The sequence below is a fragment of the Megasphaera sp. ASD88 genome, from assembly GCF_002287425.1.
Lineage (GTDB): Bacteria > Bacillota > Negativicutes > Veillonellales > Megasphaeraceae > Megasphaera > Megasphaera stantonii.
In genome coordinates, this window is sequence record NZ_NQXW01000001.1 from 32,238 (window position 1) to 52,286 (window position 20,049).

Genomic DNA, 20,049 nt, shown 5'->3' on the forward strand with positions numbered 1-20,049 from the left:
ACCTCTGCCGTCATGCGGAACGAACGCATAAGACGGCAGAGGTTTTATTTTGCAGCGTATGTAAAATTATAATAAGATGTATTTTCCAATAAAGATGACCGCCAGAATGTACATGAGCAGGCTGATTTTTTCCCGTTTGCCCGTCAGGACGTTGAGGATGACGTAGGAAATGACGCCGAAGGAAATGCCTTCGGAAATGCTGTAGCAAAAGGGCATGGCAATGATGGTAATGTAGGCCGGAATGGCTTCGCTGAAATCGTCGAAGTCGATGCCGACGACGGAGGTCAGCATGAGGAAGCCGACGATGACCAGGGCCGGCGCGGTGGCGAAGGCCGGGATGGCCATGAAGATGGGCGACAGGAACAGGGACAAGGCGAAGAAGACGGCGACGAATACGGCTGTCAGGCCCGTGCGGCCTCCTTCACTGACGCCGGTAGCGCTTTCGACAAAGGTCGTCGTCGTGCTGGTGCCGAGGACGGCGCCGAAGGTCGTGGCGACGGCGTCGGCCATGAGGGCTCCCTTGATGCGGGGCAGCTTGCCGTCGGCGTCGAGCATGTTGGCCTTGGAGGAAACGCCGATGAGCGTGCCCAAGGTGTCAAAGATATCGACGAATAAAAAGGCGAACATGACGATGAGGAAATCGACGGACCAGAGGCGGCTGAAATCGAGATGGCCGAAGATCGGGGCGATGCTGGCCGGAGCGAAGGCCGCCGCACCGGCAGATACGTCGGGGATGACGCTGTACATGTGCAGCTCCGGATTGGGGACGTACAGGCCGGTCAGTTCGCAGAGGACTGCCAGTATCCACGTAAACAAAATGCCCCAGAGGACGTTGCCGCGGACGCGGCGGATCATGAGGAAGGCCGTAAACAAGATGCCCAGCATGGCCAGCAGTACCGTAATGCCTACGGTGTGGAAGGTGCCGTCGGCGACGGCCTGCTTAAAGGAAAAGAGGGAAATCTTCGTAGCCGGGTTGGCGACGATGATTTGGGCGTTGAACAGGCCGATGAGGGCGATAAACAAGCCGATGCCGGCGGACACTGCCTTTTTCAGGGTCATCGGTATGGCGTTGAAGATGGCTTCGCGGACGTTTGTCAAGGATAGGACGATAAAAATGACGCCTTCTACAAAGACGGCGGCCAAGGCCATTTCCCACGTATAGCCCATCTGCAGGACTACGGTATAGGCAAAAAAGGCGTTCAGGCCCATGCCGGGAGCCAGGGCGAAGGGATAGTTGGCAAAGAAGGCCATGCACAGCGTGCCGATGAGGGACGCCAAGGCCGTCGCCGTTAGGACGGCGCCCTTATCCATGCCGGCGGCGCTCAGAATCGTCGGGTTGACGGCCAGAATATAGGCCATGGTCATGAAGGTCGTAATGCCGGCGATGAGCTCGGTTCTTACAGTCGTGCCGTTTTGCGTCAAATGAAACATACGGTCGAGGAAGTTCATAATGCACCCCTTTTGTGAATTTATAAAAATAAAATAAAAACATAGGTATGATTATATCCTTTTCAGGTCGAAATAGCAATGAAAAGGGTAAAAATATTTTTTATAGTCATATAAATTTGTCGTATAGAAGATGTTTTTCGGCAAGATGCTTTGGCTTCCCCGCAGCGGGTATGGTACAATATGAGTACCTATAATTGGCAAACAAAGGAGAGTTACTTACGGCTTCTGCATATAAAGACTTGTTGAAACGAAGAATTGAAGCGGCCCAGGGGATCATTCCCTGCGACTTGGTTCTTAAACACTGCCGTATTGTCGACGTGTATACCCAGTCTATACGGGAAGGGGACATTGCTGTCATAGACGGCGTCCTCGCCGGTATCGGCGGTTCGTACGAAGGGCGGCGCGTCGTCGATGCCGGAGGGCGGTATGCCGCGCCGGGCCTCATCGACAGCCATATCCACATCGAGTCGTCCTACGTCAGTCCGGAAGAATTCGGCCGCCTCGTCGTTCCCCTGGGGACGACGACGATTATTGCCGACCCTCATGAAATCGCCAATGTCTGCGGACTGGCCGGATTGAAGTATATGGCCGAAGCGGCGGAGCAGACTGTTCTGGATATTCAGTTCATGGCTCCATCCTGCGTGCCGGCGACATCCTTCGACCACAGCGGCGCCGTCATCGGCGCGGAAGAGCTGGCCCGGGCTCTGCAGGACAGTTACATATTGGGCGTAGGGGAATTTATGAACTATCCCGGCGTCGCGGCAGCCCAGGACGACGTGCTGGATAAGTTAGCGGCGGCCCATGAAGCAGGCAAGATCGTCGACGGTCACAGTCCGGGCCTCCATGGCGGCGGGCTGCAGGCTTACGCCGCTGCCGGAATTCGGACGGACCATGAATGCTCCACTGCCGAGGAAGCGCTGGAGCGAATTTCCCTCGGCATGTACGTCCTCCTGCGAAACGGTTCGGCCTGCCGCGATTTGCCGAATCTCATCGGCGCCGTCACGCCGCAGAACCTGCGCCGGTTCCTGCTGTGTTCCGACGATCTGCATTTGAAAACGATATTTTCCAAGGGCCATTTGAACGAGCACCTGCGGCTGTGCGTGCGGCACGGCATTTCGCCGGAAGGAGCCGTCACGATGGCGACGCTCAACGCTGCCGAATGCTACGGCTTGTCGGACCGCGGCGCTCTGGCGCCGGGAAAACGGGCCAACGGGCCGACGTCGTCTTGTTTGATGATTTGCAGGAGTTTTCCGTTTGGAAGACCTTTATTGCCGGCGAGGAAGTTGCGTCCGAAGGGGCGTATATTCCGCCTTTTACGCAGGCTGACACCGGTGCTGTCCGTCACACTGTGCATCTGGCCGGTTTTTCTGCCGACAAGCTGCGCATGGCCCTGCGCTCGCCGTCGGTCCATACGATAGATATTATCCCCGGCAGCGTCGTGACTCGCAAAGGGACGGCGACAGTAGCCGTCGATGAAAGGGGCGATTTCGTATATGATGCCGCCGCTGATATCGTCAAGGTCGCCGTCGTCGAACGCCATCACGGCACGGGCAATGTCGGCCTCGGCCTGCTGCGGGGCTACGGGCTGACGAAGGGGGCCGTGGCCGTATCCATTGCCCACGATTCTCACAACATCATCGTCGCCGGCGCGAACAACGGCGACATGGCGGCGGCCGTCGAAGCCGTCGCGGCCCAGGAAGGAGGCATTGCCGTCGTGCTGGACGGAGCCGTCATCGCCTCTATGCCCCTGCCTATTGCCGGCCTCATGAGCAATCGGGACGGCCATTGGGTAGAAGAGCAGGCCGAAGAAATCTACGCAGCCGGCCACGAAGCGCTGGGCATCCACGAGGATGTGGACGTCGTCATGACCTTGTGCTTTATGTCCCTGCCGGTTATCCCGCAGATTAAGCTTTTAGATACGGGCTTGTTCGATGTAGACGCCTTTGATTTTATGAATATTGAAGCTGACTAAAGGGCAGCGGGAAGGCAGGGAATATGATTATCAGCGTCAGCCGGCGGACTGATATACCGGCCTATTATTCTCCTTGGTTTTGGAACCGCCTCCGGGACGGCTATGTACTGGTGCGACAGCCTGTGAATGAACGGCGCGTCAGCCGCATTGTCCTGCATCCCGACGTCGTCGACGGCTTTGTCTTCTGGACGAAGAACCCCGCGCCTATGCTGGCGAGGCTGGGCGAGTTGGAAGAGTACGCCTATTATTTCCAGTACACCCTGACGGCATACGGCAGCGATGTGGAACCGGGGATTCCGTCGAAGCGGGAGTGCCTTATTCCGGCTTTTCAAGAGCTGTCGCGCCGCATCGGGCCGGAGCGGGTCATTTGGCGGTACGACCCTGTATTTCTCAGTTCTAAATATACGGAAGCGTATCATGTACGGTATTTTGCCGAGCTGGCAGCGCAGCTGGCGCCGTATACGAGGCGGTGCGTCATTAGCTTTCTTGATTACTATCCCCAGATCAGCCGTCCTATGGCCGCCCTGGGTCTAAAGCCCTTTCCGGCTGCGCAGAAACGGCGGCTGGCCTGTGCCTTGGCGGCGATTTGCCGGGCACACGGCCTGCAGATGGAAACGTGTGCCGAAGAACTGGACCTGGCTGAATACGGAATTTCTCATGGTCGCTGCATCGACAAGACCTTGTTTGAACAGCTTTTGAAACAGCCCTTGCTGGTCAAGCGAGATGCGAACCAGCGGCCGGCCTGCGGCTGTGCGGAAAGTATCGACATCGGTGCCTACCGTACATGCCGAGGCGGCTGCCGGTACTGCTATGCCGGCGGCGCAAATCGAGAAGTCAGCAGAATCCATGACCCGGCGTCGCCTTTGTTGGGCGGGTATGTGCGGCCTGAGGACGAGGTGCATGACCGGCATATAACGTCATGCCGGTCGCCTCAGATGGTACTGGAATTTTGATTGCTTTGTAATGCTGTGGGATATAACAAAAAAATGGATTCAGCGCGAGGAGCTGAATCCATTTTTTTGTTGCTTATTTATCGAATTTTTTGCCTGTCAGCATTTCATAGGCTTCTTCGTATTTTTCAATCGTCTTGTCGATGACGTCCTGCGGCAGGAGGAAATCGCTGTCCGGGTTGGCTTTGAGCCAGTCGCGGACGAACTGCTTGTCATAGGACGGCTGGGACTGGCCGGGCTTGTAGCCTTCGAGGGGCCAGAAGCGGGAGCTGTCCGGCGTGAGCATTTCGTCGCCTAATACGATGTTGCCTTCTTCGTCGAGGCCGAATTCAAACTTCGTATCGGCAATGATGATGCCGCGGGACAAGGCGTAATCGGCGCATTTCTTGTACAGGGCGAGGGTGTAGTCGCGGATTTTTTCGGCGTATTCCATGCCCTTGCCGGGGAAGGTCTTGTCGAGGACGGCTGCGCCCTGTTCGAGGGAGACGTTTTCGTCGTGGTCGCCTAATTCGGCTTTCGTGCTCGGCGTGAAGATCGGTTCGGGAAGCTTCTGCGATTCCTGCAGGCCTTCGGGAAGCTGAATGCCGCAGATCGTGCCGTTTTCCTTATAGCTTTCCCAGCCGCTGCCGGTGATGTAGCCGCGGACGATGCATTCCATGGGGATCATGGTCAGCTTTTTGCATTTCATGCTGTTGCCGAGGAACTGTTCCTGCTGGAAGAATTCGGGCATGTCGGCGTTGTCGACGGAGATCATGTGGTTCGGAATAATATCTTTCGTCAAATCAAACCAGAATTTGGACATCTGCGTGAGGATCGCGCCTTTTTTCGTAATCTGGTTTTTCAGGATGTGGTCGAATGCGGAAATGCGATCGGTCGCAACCATGATGATGCTGTCGCCGGCATCGTATACTTCGCGGACTTTACCTGATTTGAACGGTTTGTATTCTTTCATGTTCTGGCCTCCAATATATTTAAAACTATATCCATGATGAATGTACTTATCATATCACAAAATGTAAGACGATGGAATAGGATTGCTCGTTTTTGACCGAAATAACCAGCCGGCGGCGGAGAATGACGGAGAAATATTAAAATATGAGATCCTTTATGAGACGAAGATTAGAAGGAGCTTAAACCTGATGACGGCGGCAGGAACGGCCGATGCAGACCGAGAAGTGAAGAAGAAATACCTGAATGAGGAGGTCTGTATGTATATGAAGAAAGTGCTCATAGGAGTCTGCCTGCTGGCGGCTTTATTCATTTTGCAGGGGGCGCTGCCGGATTGGCTGGAAGAACCAGCAGCTATGCCGGCTGTAGAAGCGCCTCAGCCCCAGTCGGCCTACGTCTACGTCAGCGGCGCTGTGCGCAAGCCTGGGCTATACGCCTTTGACGAAACGGTGCGCGTCGGCGAAGCCGTCCATGCCGCCGGAGGCGTCTTGCCTTATGCTGATGGGGCGGCTGTCAACTTTGCCGATGAAGCGGCTGACGGCATGCATATTCATATCCCGTACGACTTGAACGGCGCGCCGTCTGTCGGAGAGGCAGACGACGGCCGTATCAATATCAACGAAGCCGACGAGGAAAAGCTGGGCGAGCTGCCGGGCATCGGGCCGGCTATGGTCCGGAAGATTATTGCTTATCGGGACGAGCACGGCTTGTTTTCCAGCATAGAGGAACTGCAGAAGGTCAAGGGCATCGGACCGGCGAAATATAAAGAGCTGCAGGATAAGGTGACGATATGATGTACCGGGGGCTGGGGGCTGTGTCGGCCTTCTGCATCGGCATCGCAGCGGCAGATTATTTGGGGGTATCCTTGACGGAATGGGCTGCCGCCTGTCTTGCCGCCGTCCTCTTAGCCGCGGCGGCGAGAAAAACGCGCTGGGCCTGGCCTCTGATTTTGCTGTTCTGCCTGCTAGCCGGCGGCGCGCGGCTGCAGCTGGCAGCGGAGCAGTACGACGGGCTGCCTCATTATGTCGGCGGAGCCGACATCTATATGGAAGGGACGCTCCGGGAAAAAGGCAGTACCTACGAAACCGACGGCAAGGCGATGGCTCGCTATGTCGTCGATATGGAGCGTTTCGCCTATGCCGGCGAAGGCACGTTCCGGGAAGGAGAGGGCGCAGTGTATGTGTCGGCGCCGGCTGATCCGTCCTTTCAGCCTTCGGCCCGCGTCGCCTTCCGCGGCGTCCTGCGGCCCATTCGGTATTACGGAAACCGCGGAGCCTACGATGCACAGCACCGCGACAAGGAAAAAGGCATTTTCTTAAAAGGCTACGGCGCCGACGGCGGCCTGACCTTGCTTCAGCCAGCTCAGGGATGGCGTCATACCTTGGCGAATCTGCGCGAAACTATGACGGACCGCTTCCGCATCGTATTAGGGACGGACGGGGCTCATATCCTGAGCAGCCTGCTCTTCGGCGGCCATTACGACGAGCTGCCGCCGGAGCTGATTGAGAGCTTCAGCACGACGGGATTGATTCATATCCTGTCGGTGTCGGGGTCGCACATCGCCTTGCTCCTGTCGGTCGTGCAGATTTTAGGCCGGGCGGCCGGGCTGCGGGGAAAATGGCAGCTCCTTCTGTCGGCTGGCTTCGTCCTTTTATACGGAGCGATGGCCGAATTCGTCGCCCCCGTCGTCCGGGCGTCCATCATGGGGCTGATTTGTTCCTTCAGCCTGTGGGCCCGGCGGGACTACGCGAGCGTGCAGGCTTTGGCGGCGGCAGTGCTGCTCATGCTGCTGTACAGCCCGTATTTGTTCTATGATTTGAGCTTCCGCCTGTCCTGCGGCGCGTCGGCGGGCATCGTCCTCCTCAGCGGCAAGGTGCGGCCGTGGTTTTCCGCCTTGCCGGCGCTGCTGCGCGACGGCCTGTCCGTATGCCTGTGCGCCCAAGTCTTGCTGCTGCCCCTGCTGTTCGCCAATTTCCATGCCTTTCCCGTTTATTCCTTTGCAGCCAATCTCCTCGTCGCTCCTGTATTGGATCTGGTCATCGTCCTGGGGCTGACTGCCGCCGTTCTCGGCTTTCTCTGCGAGCCCGTCGCCCATATGGTCCTGCACGGCGTGTCGCCCCTTCTGGCCCTGGCCGTGAAGGGAAATTATTTTCTGGCCGCCTTGCCGCACAGCCGTTTCTGGGCCGGAGCCATGTCTCTGCCGGTTGTCGCCGCCTGGTATACGGCCCTTGCCGCCGTTTTCGTCTGGCCTAGGCAGCGGCGTATCTTGCTAATTTTGGCAGCCGTCGCCGGTCTCGGTTCCTGGGGCTGGGCGCAGCTGCACCGGCCTGAGGCGGTCGTCTACGTTTTCGATTTGGGACAAGATAAGGCGACGTGCGTCGTCTATGATGATGATTCTGCCTATTTATGCTATAATAAAAGTTCCTGGGCGAACCCTGAGCAGGCGGCCTATACGCTGACGCCGGCATTGCGGTACGAAGGCGTATTCCGTCTGACTGGCTGTACCGTCGTAGGCCACGAGCCGGAGAAAACGGCGGCCCAGATAGAGGCCAATTTTACCTTGGACAGGCCGTGCCGCTTGGCTGACGATGCCAGACCCATCGCTGTTGCAGAAGGGGCGATTCCCTATTACCTGTACGACGGCCTGCCGCAGAAACGGCTTCCCGACGGAGCTTGTATCGAGCTGCGCCAGCTGCCGCCGTACGATGAGAAGACCTTTTCCAGCCGGGTTGCGGCGCTGATTTTCTATCGCGGCGGCGGTCATGACGACAAGTACGACGAATGGACGGAAGGGGCGGCCTTATACGATATCCCTTGGTTTTCGCCGGCTCGCGACGGCCAGATTACGGGAATCTATCGAAAGGGCGAATGGACTTTTACGACCCAAGGCGGAGAGTAGACGATGAAACCAATAGCAGTGATATATGGAACAGAAGAATATTTGATGGAGCAGGCCCGGCGGCGTTTCGTTGCCGACTGCCAACAGCGGGCCGGCGGCGACGCGGCAGTGCGGCAGTTCAAAAAGGACGCTCCTGCGGCGGCCGTCGTCGAGGCCTTTGAAGGGACGAGCCTGTTCGGCGGCGGCAGCGTCGTCGTATGGACCGAGTGCCCCTTCCTGCCGATAAAGCGCGGCGGCCGGTCGCGCAGCAAGCTGACCAAGGAAGAGACGTGGTTTTTGGAAAAGCTGCGGACCCTGTCCGATGAAAACGGCGTCCTGTTTTATACCAAGGGAAACATAGACACGGGCTGCGCCTTTTTCAAGGAGCTGCGCCCTATGGCCGACGTCGTCGCAGGCGAGGCCGTGACGGAGAAAAACGTCATGCCCTACGTCTGCGATTTCCTGGAAGCACGGGGAAAGAAGCTGACCTTGCGGGCCGAGCAGTACCTGCGCGGATTATTTCAGACCTGGGGCGAGATTTCCCTCATGTACGTCTTTTCCGAGCTGGAAAAGCTGTGCATTTCCCTGGACGACAGCCGGCGCAGCGTCGATGAAGCCGACGTAGCGGACTTGTTCGCCGGGACGATGGAGAAAAACTTGTTCACCTTTATGGACTATTTCCTGCGCCGCGACGGCCGGCACGTCGTGCCTTTTTTGGAAGGGCTGTTTTCGCGGCAGGATTTGTTCCTGAAGAATGTGGGCTATATGATGTCCCGCCTGCGCCTGCTCCTGGCATATAAGGAATTGAAAGAAGCAGGCATGGGCCAGCGCCAGTGCGAATCCATCATGACGCAGATCAATAAGGGCAGAAGTGTAAAATATGTGTTATATCACTTGCAAAAAGCCGCGCCCTATTGGACAATAAGAGAGTTACAGGAATTGATTACCAATATATTTACATTACAGCGCAATATTCGCAGAGGCACGGCGGCGATAGACGACATCGGGCCGCTGATCTGCCTGTATTGCCGAACTAAAGGCAGGGTTTAACGTTGGATGATGAAGAAAAGAAGGCGCGCAAAGAGCGCATGAAGGACTATCGCCGCCGCTATCGGGAAAAGCACGGCATCGTCGAGAAACGGCGGCCGTGGAAGAAGGCAATCGGCGCCGTCGCCGCTCTTTGCATCCTGGCCTTCGCCGGATTTTTGGCCGCCCAGAGCGCGGCAGCGGACCGGGTGACCCTCGACGGCCAGCCCGTGCGGGACTGGACGGAGGAACAGGCGCGCCAGTATGTAGACGATAAAGAAGGAGAGCTCAAGGGCCGGACGATTCGCCTGACCGGCGAAGACATAGACGAGACGATCGACTTCGACGACTTGGAGCTGCAATTTGACAAGGAAAAAATCTTTGACGACGTGTATCTCGTCGGCCGCCGCGGCACGCCGTGGCAGCGCCTGAACGACGTCGTCGCGACGCTGCGGTTCGGGAAAGACGTGCCCCTGTCCCTAAAGGTAAATGAAGAAAAGCTGGACGAACGGGTTCAGCAGATCCACGATGTCTATGACAAGGCTCCGGAAAACGCCTATGCCGTGCCCAACAGCGACAACAAGACCGTGTCCATTCACAAGGAAAAGGATCGCATCGTCCTGGATGATGCCGGGCTGAAACAGCAGATTCACGACCAGCTGGACCGCGGCATTACGGAGGACATGGAAGCGCCAATCCAGTCGCGGGAGGAAGCGGCTGTCAAGGAAGGGGACTTAAAGGATATCGACACAGTGTTGTCCTATTATACGACCCACTTTGACGACTCCAACAAGGATCGGAATGAAAATATCGCCATTGCCCAGAAGCGGCTCAACCATGCTCTCGTACCGGCCCAAAAGGATTTCTCCTTCAACGGCTACGTCGGCACGCGGACCCGCGACAAGGGATACAAGGACGCGCCGGTATATTTTGACAACAAGCTCGTCCCCGACGCCGGCGGCGGCGTCTGTCAGGTCAGCACGACCCTGTTCAACGCCGTCCTGCGGGCCGGATTGTTCATCGCCGGCCGGGCGCCCCATTTTGCCCCGGCGGCTTACGTGCCCGTCGGCATGGATGCGACTGTAGCCGATAATTCGCTGGATTTCGCCTTTACTAATCCCTTCCAGCATCCCGTATATATTTACACCGTAGCCGGCGCCAATACGGTGACGACGTACATCCTGGGCAACCACGCCGATACGTGCACGACGACCTTCCAGACGATTCACTTGCAGAACCTGCCCCATAAGGTCATCCGCAGGCACAGCGACGCCGTCGCCTCCGACGTCTGCGAGCAGATCGGCTACGACGGTCACGACATCGTCATCCGCCGTACCGTCAACTATACGGACGGCGACAAGTACACCGATACGATAGAATCGCACTACGCGCCGAACGATGAAATCATCGTCACCAACGGGCCGGCGTCGGAAACGGTCGTCCAGACGTCGGACCTGCAGCCTCAGGATGTGCTCATCAACGCGCCTCACGATATGTTTGCCTTTTAGCCGGCTGCCTGCCGGCAGGGCTGACCCCGATATTTCTGAAAGGATATAGGACTGATGAAAGTATGGCATATTGTCCCTAAGCAAGAGCTGCTTATACCCCTCGACGCGGACCATACGGTATGCGTTGAGGAAATCTGTGTTTCGCCGGCCGAGCACGCCTGGCAGGTCCGTACCCAGTCGGACCGGGCCGTGGCGGATATGACGCTGCTGCGGCGCAAGGTATGCAGCCGCCTGGATTTAACAGGGAAGGTAGACGTCGTGCACCAGGTCATGGCAATTCACCACGGCGGCGACCTGCCCTTAGCGGCGGCTGGCGACGACGAAGGACTGCGCAGCGTAGCCAATGTCTATACGGACGATTTAGACGGCTACGATATTCCTCATGAGGATTGCTACGACAGCTTGTATGAAGAAGACGCCGAGCTGTTTGACGAAGACTATAAAAAGGCCTGCAAGGCCGCCTGCGACGGCGGAAGCTCCCGCAGCTCGTCGGCTCCGGCAGGAGGGGGAGCCAGCGCATCCGCCGACGGCGGCAACAGCCGCGTCTGGTACGGCAAGGCCTTTGGCGGCGACGTGACGCCTATTACGGAAATCCTCGGCGAAGAACGAAATAACGTCATTATTAAGGGGAAAATCGTCAAGCTTGAATTCCGCGAGCTGAAATCGAAGCGCATTCTCTTGTCATTCCAGATTGCCGACTCGACGAACGGCATCTCGGCCCGTCAGTTTTTGACCGTCGGCAATGGCGGCGGCAAGTTCCGCCAGAAAAACGCCATGTCTGCCGACGAGTACGCGACCTTTTCCCAGCGCATGAAGGTAGGGGCCTACGTCCGCATGCGCGGCGACGTCGTATACGATACATACGTCAACGACTACGTCTTCAACGCCAACGATATCATGGCCGACGACGAAGGCGTTACGGTCGAACGGGAAGACAACAACCCGACGCCGCGCGTCGAGCTCCACCTCCATACGGTCATGAGCGACATGGACGCCTTGATTACGGTCAAGCAGCTCATTAAGACCATCAAAAAATGGGGCCATCCGGCCATCGCCGTCACAGACCACGGCGTCGTCCAGTCCTTCCCACTCCTGCAGGAGCTGTCGACGGACAAGACGAACAACATCAAGGTCATTTACGGCATGGAGGGATACCTGTTCGACGAAAAAATCGACCAGTCCTACCACATCATCATCCTGGCGAAAAATCAGGTCGGCATCCGCAACCTGTACAAGCTGGTCAGCATTTCCCATTTGAAATACATCTACCGCGGCCGTCCCCGCATTCCCCGGGCCGTCCTGAACGAGTACCGCGAAGGGCTCATCCTCGGCTCGGCCTGCGAAGCGGGCGAGTTGGTCCGCTCTATGGTGCAGAAAAAGCTGCCCTATGAAGAACTGAAGAAGATTGCCGATTATTACGACTATTTGGAAATCCAGCCGCTGACGAACAACAGCTTCCTCGTCCGCGAGGGCTACGTGCCCGACGACGAAGGCCTGCGGGATATTAACCGCACGATCCTGCGCATCGGCGACGAACTGGGCAAGATGACTGTCGCGACGTGCGACGCCCACTTTCTCAACCCGGAAGACAAGATATACCGGGAAATCCTCATGACCGGCAAGGGCTTTAAGGACGCCCAATTCCAGCCCGACTTGTACCTGCGCACGACTGACGAAATGCTGGAAGAATTCGCTTACCTCGGCGAAGAACGGGCTCGCGAAGTCGTCATTACCAATCCCAACAAGGTCAATGAAATGATTGAAGACGTGCGCCCCGTGCCGAAGGAAACGCTGTACTTCCCGCAGATTGCCGGCTCGTCGGAAGCCTTGAAAAACATGTGCTATGAAAAAGCCCATAAGATTTACGGCGATCCCTTGCCGCAAATCGTCGAGGATCGGCTCATCGAGGAATTTACGTCCATCCTGGGCCACGGCTTCGGCGTGCTCTATTACATCGCCCACAAGCTCGTTAAGCATTCCAATGACGACGGCTACCTCGTAGGCTCCCGTGGGTCCGTCGGCTCGTCCTTCGTGGCGACCATGTCCGACATTACGGAGGTCAATCCCCTGCCGCCTCATTACGTCTGCCCGAACTGCCAGTGGAGCGAGTTCTTTACGAAGGGTGAAGTCGGCGGCGGCTTCGACCTGCCTGATAAGAAATGCCCCCACTGCGGCGCAGAGCTGCATAAGGACGGCCACAACATCCCCTTCGCGATTTTCCTGGGCTTCGACGGCGACAAGGTTCCCGATATCGATTTGAACTTCTCCGGCGAATACCACCCGAAGGCCCATAAATACACGGAAGAACTGTTCGGCAAGGACAACGTATTCCGCGCCGGCACTATCGGCGCCGTCAAGGACAAGACGGCCTACGGCTACGTCATGAAATGGGCCGCCGCCCGGGGCATGCAGGTCAACGACGCCTACGTCAACAGCCTGGTCAGCGGCTGCACCGGCGTCAAGAGTACGACGGGCCAGCATCCCGGCGGGGTCATGGTTATTCCCCGCGACATGGACGTCCATCACTTTACGCCTGTCCAGTACCCGGCCAACAAGAAGGACAGCGGCATCATTACGACCCACTTCGATTATCACTCCATCGAAGGCCGCCTGGTCAAGCTGGATATACTCGGCCATGATGATCCGACAGTTATCCGCATGCTCGAAGACATGACCGGCGTCGACGCTAAGACCATTCCCTTCGACGACCCGGCGACGATGAGCCTGTTTAGCACACCCAAAGCCTTAGGCGTGACGGAAGAAGAACTGGGCTCCAAAGTCGGCAGCCTGGGCATTCCCGAATTCGGCACGTCCTTCGTCCGCAAGATGCTCGTCGACACCAAGCCCAAGACCTTCTCGGAATTGGTGCGCATATCCGGCTTTTCACACGGTACGGATGTATGGCTGAACAACGCCCAGGACCTCATCACGTCGGGCACGGTGCAGCTGAAGGAAGCCATTTCCACCCGCGACGACATCATGAACTATCTCATTCAGCACGGCATCAAGCCCAAGACGAGCTTTAAGGTCATGGAAAACGTCCGTAAGGGCAAGGGCATCGACAAGCTCAACAAGCTGGGCCAGAAGACGTCCAATTACGAAGAAGAACTCAAGGAAGGCCACATTCCCCAGTGGTTTATTGATTCGTGCCACAAAATCGGCTACCTCTTCCCGAGAGCCCACGCCGTAGCCTACGTTATGATGGCCTTCCGTATCGCCTGGTTTAAAATCAATTACCCCTTGGCCTATTACGCGGCCTTCTTTACGATCCGCGCCAAGGCCTTCAAACTGTCGGCTATGATACACGGCCTGGAAGGGCAGCGGCAGGCCATGAAGGATATTATGGCCAAGGGCAAGAGCGCTACGAAAATCGACATGGACTTGTATTCGTCCCTGGAGCTGGCCGTAGAAATGAGCCTGCGGGGTTATTCCTTTATGAACGTAGACATCAGCCGTTCCGACGCCACGCGCTTTACCATCTGCGAGGGCAAGATCCTGCCGCCCTTTACGGCCATCGACGGCCTGGGCGTCAGCGTAGCCGAGCAGATCGTATCGGCCCGCAGCGAAGCGCCGTTCAGCTCCAAGGCCGACCTCAAAATCCGCGGCAAGGTGCCGCAGCCGGCGCTGGAGCTCATGGCCGAAGAAGGCTGCCTGGGCGACCTTCCCGAAGACGAGCAGATTGATTTGTTCGCCATGTAAGGTTTTTCTCGACATTCTGTCTAAACTGTTTTATAATTAAGTGTGAGTTTTATACGCTAAAGGATAAAAGCAGAGAAGGAGATGACCTGCCCATGAGCGCCAATGAAAAGTTGAAGGATTATCTTCACGACCAGCTGTTTTCGGCAATATTGCAGCTGCAAAATTTAGACGAATGCTACGAATTCTTTGAAGATATATGCACGGTGCAGGAAATGAAGGCTATTGCGGCCCGCCTCGAAGTCGCCCGCATGCTCAAGGCCGGCGATATTTACGAGGACATCGTCAAGAAGACCGGCGCCAGCACGGCGACGATCAGCCGCATCAAGCGCTGCCTCATGTACGGCAGCGGCGGCTATGAAAAAATCCTGACCCGCATGGCCGAGCACGATCCGGAATTTTTAAAGACGACGTCCAACCGAAAGCACGGCCACGGGCAGGACGCATAATACGATACAGCAGAAAGGCTCCCGTTTGGGCGGGAGCTTTTTATGTGGAAAGGATGAATGACGAATGAAAGCGAAGATCAACGTCACGGTCTTTCAAAACGGCGACGTCGATATATTGCAGGCCTCGGTGTACGAGGAGCTGTGGAAGGACTACAAGGCCTTTAAAGGACGAGCCCGGCGGCATCACGAAAAAGACTCGGCGAAAGGGGAGTTCTTTGCCAGACGGTATGAACGGGCTGCCTTGCTGACGCTCTTTGCTTTTTTGGAAGGCGTCGTCGATCGATGGCTCAAGGAAGCGGCCGCAGCGGCGGGCGCCGAACCGATCGGACTGACGGCGCTGAGCGACAAATGCCGGTACCTGACGCAGCTGGCCTGCCTGCCGCCCTTTCGCGGCGTTGCTTACGACGCAGCCCGCCTCCTGACCTTTACGGGACGATATGAGCAGGCCGATCTGGCCCTGCTGGAGCACGTCGACGGCAGCCTCCTGCAGGCCATAGAAGACGAAGCAGACGAGTACATGACCTTCATAGAGCGGGCGACAGGCTTCACGCGCTTCCCCCACTTGAACGCTGGCACGGCTGCCATTATGGAAACCATCGGTTCGTGGAGGCAGTAGGGGCGGAGCAAGGATCCTAGAGAAAAGGATAAAAATTTTCTGAACGGCAAAAGCAACAAACAAATCGGCATAGATAAAGCAGGTTGAAGATGAATTTTCAGCCTGCTTTTTTTGTACGCCTTTGATGGTAATTATCTTTTGTTCGCCCTAGTCAAGAAATGATGGGGATTTGTCCATTAGATGGATAAAGGAAGAAGCGATAGATGCAAGTCGTATGCATATTACTTCTACGTTGAAGAAAGCAGACTATACTGTCCCAGGAGATATATTGTGGAGTATATCTGTTGTCATGACATAAATTACCTGATTTCTCGCTTTAACAAGGTAAAGAAATGTGCGGTTTATTTGGTGAAAAAACGACGCAAATATGCCCACCCGTGCAATATCACATGGGGTGGATTGAAAATAGATAAAATAATTATAATTACTGAATTTATATTCACACAAATAAAAACAAGAGATAGTGATCTCATCTTATCTAAACTGATTTTACCATTATCTATGATGAGTTTTAATCATAGATAGAATAATGTATTCATAAAAAATTAAAATATACCGTATTACATATCATATATTTAATGTATCAGGGGATATTGTAATTTACTATCATATATGATAAACTAAAACTCATAAGAGGAGGTGAACGACATGATCTCTGGCTGGAACCGTTTGACATACAGGAATACCGTATCAAACCGTATGAATATGAATATTAATACGGGGGGGGGGTACCGTAGTGATAAGACGTACTCCTCTGTTTCTCATGCCCTTATTGTAACTGACAACATCCGGGGATACGTGTGCCCTGTTATATATAATGTGTTTTTTAGGCAGCATAGGCGTATGCTGTCTTTTTTGCGTGCCTGTATAGGGACGGCGCGGTATATGACTGCTGGAGATAGCGGGGGATACCGATGAAGCGGCAGGCTGTATGCGCCGTGTGCGGCCGGGAATTTACGGCCGACCGCGTCACGCAGAAATACTGCAGTTCCTACTGCCGCCGCTACGCCCACCGGCACGGCGCGAACAATCATGTCCGTTCGTCGCGGAAAAAGGAAGCCCTGCGCACCTTCCGCTGCCTGAAATGCGGCAAGCTAGTGCGGGTGACCGAGCCGACGGACCGGCGCATCAAGTTCTGTTCGGCCCACTGCGAGCGCCTGTACTGGAAGCATTCCAAGAAGGTCAGTTCCGTCGTCATCCGGAGAGCCTTCCGATGCCGCAACTGCGGAACCTTCGTAGAGGTAACGGAGCCGAAAGACAAGCGGACGACCTTTTGCAGCCAGGCCTGCCGGGAAAAATGGTTTTCCCTCAACAGAAATAAAAACACATTACATATAAAAGACAATCCTGTTAGAAGGAGGAGTATTGTATGAATAAGATTTACAAAGTCATTTGGAGTAAAGTAAAGCATCAGTATGTCGTCACATCGGAATTCGCCCACAGCTGCACGAAGAGTACGACGAGCCGCGTAGGCAGAAGCGCTGCAGCTGTATTGGCTGCATTGGTATTGACGACAGGGGTATGCGCCGTTCCGGCTCAAGCAGCGGATCCAACGCTCGAAGAGCTGTATTATGAACAATTGAACAGCACCGTTCACAACGACGAAACCTCGTCGCCGGTGGTAAAACTGGTTGAAGCACCGACTGCGGTGCCGACTGCCGCAAAAGACGGTGAACAGGCCGTTGACAACGACACGCAGACTGGCGAAGACGGCGGCATGACAGGTGCGGCTGACCAATATACGGTGGTCAACGAAGACGGATTCTACGCCAGCAATACGAAAGGTACCCATAACACGTTGAGCAAAGACGGCCTGTGGGTTGGCGGTACGGACGATAATACGGGTTTCCATGTCGATAATGACGGCAACGTCCGCACGACGGGAAGAGTTACAGCTACATCAGAACAGGGCGATGTTATCATTTCAAACGGTCAAGTGTCCACTCATAATGAAAATGGCACAGCTTCGTTGAGCGGTGACGGCTTGGTTATTGCCAGCGATAAAGGCGCTGCATACTTAGGTGACGGTCAACTGATAGTTACCGGAGGTGTTCAAGCTGGAAATGTTCGAGTTAATACAGATGGAAACAATACAATCACTGGATTGACAAATACGACTTGGGATGGCGTGACAGATACACCGGATCGTGCGGCGACAGAAGGCCAGTTGGGCCAAGTTCAGGGCGATCTCGATGAACTGAACGAAGCTGCTGTAAAATACGATTCGGACGGCCAAGGTGGCTATACAGATAATGTCACTATCGGCGGAAACGTTACTGCCAATTCGTTCCAGAATACGGACGGCAGCTTCAGCGTAGATGCCAACGGCAATGTGGACGCCGAAACGGTGAAATCCGAAGGTATGTCTGTGGTTGACGAAGACGGCAATACGACGTTCCAAGTCTTGTCGAACGGCGACGTAACGGCGCATGCCGTGACAGCGACGACAGTAACGGGCGGCACGATTCAGAATGCTGATGGCAGCTTCAGTGTAGACGCCAACGGCAATGTAGATGCGGAAACGGTGAAATCAGAAGGGATGTCGGTCGTCGATGAAGACGGCAATACGACATTCCAAGTGTTGGCGAACGGCGATGTAACGGCGCATGATGTAATTGCTAATTCCTACAGCAATGTCAACGGCACGTTTGTTGCTGACGAGAATGGCAAAGTTACAGCGGAAAAAGGCGATATTGGCGATGTATGGTTGTCGGAAGGCAATATTTCCAACGTGAAGAAGATCACGGCGGAAAGCGGCAATATTGGCGACGTCAAATTGGCAGATGGCAAAGTCACGGCTGAAAAAGGCGATATCGGCCACGTATGGTTGTCGGAAGGCAACATTTCCAACGTGAAGAAGATTACGGCGAAAAGCGGCAATATTGGCGACGTCAAATTGGCTGATGGCAAAGTCACGGCTGAAAAAGGCGATATCGGCGATGTATGGCTGTCGGAAGGTACCATTTCTCACGTGCAGAATATCACGGCCGAAAGCGGAACGATTGGCAATGTCGAATTAGATGATGGCAAAGTCACGGCAGACAAAGGAGACATCGGCGACGTATGGTTGTCGGAAGGCAATATTTCCAACGTAAAGAATATCAAAGCGGAAAGCGGCAATATTGGCGACGTCAAATTAGCTGACGGCAAAGTAACGGCCCAAAAGGCTGATATTGGCGGAGTATTTATTAAGAACGAAAGCATTCAGGCTGGAAATATCAAGATCAACGAAAACGGCTCAAATGAAATTACAGGTCTTTCTAATACGAGATGGAACGATGGAACACCTGTAGACGAAGATCGTGCCGCAACAGAAGGTCAGTTGTCGACTGTTCAAGGTTATGTAGATGATCTGGAAAAGAAGACACAGCACATTACCCATACGGCGACTGACAACGGCCACTATACTACTATAGAAGACCATACGAACTTTAACAGCGACGGCAGTATTGACGCTGTAGACGGCCAGTTCAGAGTAACAAGCGACGGCGGACTTATGCTTAAGGACGAAGCTGGCAATGAAACCTTCAGAATTTACAATAGTACTGGCGGTATGGAAGCTGCAAAGGGGCAATTCAAAGTCAACGGTAAAACAGGGGAAGTTTCTGTCGGCAAGAAAGGTGAAAACGAGTATGCTTTCACCGTAAATAAAGATGGTGATATCTCCACGTCTGGCACCTTATCTGTCAGCAACGGCAAATTTGCTGTTGATACAGATGGCAATACGGAAGTCGACGGCACGATGGTAATCCAAGGCCAGACGATTATCAATGCCAATGCCGATATCAAAGGAAGCCTTGAAGCCGCAGGCAATAAGTTCAAAGTCGACGGAAACACAGGCGAAGTGACTGCGCCTAAGGGCAATATCGGCGGCGTCATTTTAGAAACGACGGACGATGGCAAGAGCAAGGTCAAAGCAGATAAAGCCGACATCGGCGGTGTTATTATTAAAGATAAAGGCATTGAAGCTGGTACTGTACAGATTAACAAAGGCAGTGCAACGGATAACCGCGTCTTAGATGTCAATGGCAATTTTGCTGTTTATAATGACGGAGCCTTTAAAGCCGCTGGTGAAAACTTTGTCGTTAAAGCCACTGGCGATGTAACGGCTAATTCGTATCGTAACGCTAATGGCACGTTTACAGCTGATGAAACTGGCCTTGTAACAGCAACGAAAGCGCAAATAGACAATGTAACGATTGGCGGTGAAGACCCATCTGCTGCTATTAAGGTCAGCGATGATAACTTTATCGTTTATAATGATGGAGCATTCCAAGCGGCAGGACGTAAATTCTTAGTTAATAATCAAGGTGAAATGACTGCTGCAGCGGCAACGGTGGATAATGTTGTCATTGATAATAACCAAGTGACAGGTCTTTCTAATACAACATGGAATCCTGAAGATCCTGATTCTATAGTAGAAGACAGGGCAGCAACGGAAGGACAACTCCTTGATGTTCAAGGCAATCTCGATACGCTGGCAAAAGGCGCAGTGATGTATGACGTAGACGAAGACGGAAACGTTACGGATAACGTAACCATTGACGGCAAGATGAG

14 protein-coding genes are annotated in these 20,049 nt (G+C 54.7%); 12 read left to right on the forward strand and 2 right to left on the reverse strand.

Annotation, left to right across the window (positions count from 1 at the left end):
- Positions 1–66: 66 nt before the first annotated feature.
- Positions 67–1,449, reverse strand: a complete 1,383-nt coding sequence (locus tag CJ260_RS00195; protein ID WP_095628693.1) for an NCS2 family permease — start codon at positions 1,447–1,449, stop codon at positions 67–69.
- A gap of 239 nt (positions 1,450–1,688) precedes the next feature.
- Here CJ260_RS00195 and CJ260_RS13040 point away from each other — a divergent pair, with 239 nt between their 5' ends.
- Genes CJ260_RS13040 through CJ260_RS00205 form a run of 3 tightly spaced genes read left to right on the forward strand, consistent with a single transcriptional unit; the run spans position 1,689 to position 4,374 of the window.
- The gene (locus CJ260_RS13040; RefSeq protein WP_233127840.1) at positions 1,689–2,867 is read left to right on the forward strand and encodes an amidohydrolase family protein; all 1,179 of its coding nucleotides are present in this window, start codon (positions 1,689–1,691) and stop codon (positions 2,865–2,867) included.
- Positions 2,798–3,421 carry an adenine deaminase C-terminal domain-containing protein gene (locus tag CJ260_RS13045; RefSeq protein WP_232818845.1) on the forward strand — a complete coding sequence of 208 codons (624 nt, stop codon included), beginning with the start codon at positions 2,798–2,800 and terminating at the stop codon, positions 3,419–3,421. The genes CJ260_RS13040 and CJ260_RS13045 overlap by 70 nt, the downstream gene beginning before the upstream one ends.
- A gap of 23 nt (positions 3,422–3,444) precedes the next feature.
- Positions 3,445–4,374 carry a DUF1848 domain-containing protein gene (locus tag CJ260_RS00205; RefSeq protein WP_095628694.1) on the forward strand — a complete coding sequence of 310 codons (930 nt, stop codon included), beginning with the start codon at positions 3,445–3,447 and terminating at the stop codon, positions 4,372–4,374.
- Positions 4,375–4,447: 73 nt separating this feature from the next.
- Here the strand turns inward: CJ260_RS00205 and CJ260_RS00210 are convergent, their stop codons facing one another.
- Complete coding sequence (locus tag CJ260_RS00210) at positions 4,448–5,323, reverse strand: phosphoribosylaminoimidazolesuccinocarboxamide synthase (protein ID WP_087478501.1); 876 nt, start codon at positions 5,321–5,323, stop codon at positions 4,448–4,450.
- A gap of 256 nt (positions 5,324–5,579) precedes the next feature.
- Between CJ260_RS00210 and CJ260_RS00215 the strand changes: the two genes are divergently transcribed.
- From CJ260_RS00215 to CJ260_RS00260, 9 genes are all read left to right on the forward strand, one after another.
- Entirely contained in the window at positions 5,580–6,113 is a 534-nt protein-coding gene (locus tag CJ260_RS00215; protein ID WP_233127841.1) for a helix-hairpin-helix domain-containing protein, read from the forward strand.
- Positions 6,110–8,218 (forward strand): ComEC/Rec2 family competence protein, encoded by a 2,109-nt coding sequence (locus tag CJ260_RS00220; RefSeq protein ID WP_095628695.1) that lies wholly within the window; start codon positions 6,110–6,112, stop codon positions 8,216–8,218. Before CJ260_RS00215 ends, CJ260_RS00220 begins: the two co-directional genes overlap by 4 nt.
- Positions 8,219–8,221: 3 nt before the next feature.
- The gene (gene holA / locus CJ260_RS00225; protein WP_095628696.1) at positions 8,222–9,247 is read left to right on the forward strand and encodes a DNA polymerase III subunit delta; all 1,026 of its coding nucleotides are present in this window, start codon (positions 8,222–8,224) and stop codon (positions 9,245–9,247) included.
- Between the two features lie 2 nt (positions 9,248–9,249).
- Complete coding sequence (locus tag CJ260_RS00230) at positions 9,250–10,731, forward strand: VanW family protein (RefSeq protein WP_233127842.1); 1,482 nt, start codon at positions 9,250–9,252, stop codon at positions 10,729–10,731.
- 54 nt (positions 10,732–10,785) lie between these two features.
- Positions 10,786–14,430, forward strand: a complete 3,645-nt coding sequence (locus CJ260_RS00235; protein ID WP_095628697.1) for a PolC-type DNA polymerase III — start codon at positions 10,786–10,788, stop codon at positions 14,428–14,430.
- Between the two features lie 92 nt (positions 14,431–14,522).
- Complete coding sequence (locus CJ260_RS00240) at positions 14,523–14,876, forward strand: YerC/YecD family TrpR-related protein (RefSeq protein ID WP_087478507.1); 354 nt, start codon at positions 14,523–14,525, stop codon at positions 14,874–14,876.
- Positions 14,877–14,940: 64 nt separating this feature from the next.
- Positions 14,941–15,492 (forward strand): hypothetical protein, encoded by a 552-nt coding sequence (locus CJ260_RS00245; protein ID WP_095628698.1) that lies wholly within the window; start codon positions 14,941–14,943, stop codon positions 15,490–15,492.
- Between the two features lie 914 nt (positions 15,493–16,406).
- Positions 16,407–16,865 (forward strand): hypothetical protein, encoded by a 459-nt coding sequence (locus CJ260_RS00255; protein ID WP_087478510.1) that lies wholly within the window; start codon positions 16,407–16,409, stop codon positions 16,863–16,865.
- The coding region (locus CJ260_RS00260) for an ESPR-type extended signal peptide-containing protein (RefSeq protein WP_158221332.1) at positions 16,862–20,049 on the forward strand (3,188 nt) is incomplete at its 3' end. The genes CJ260_RS00255 and CJ260_RS00260, both read left to right, overlap by 4 nt.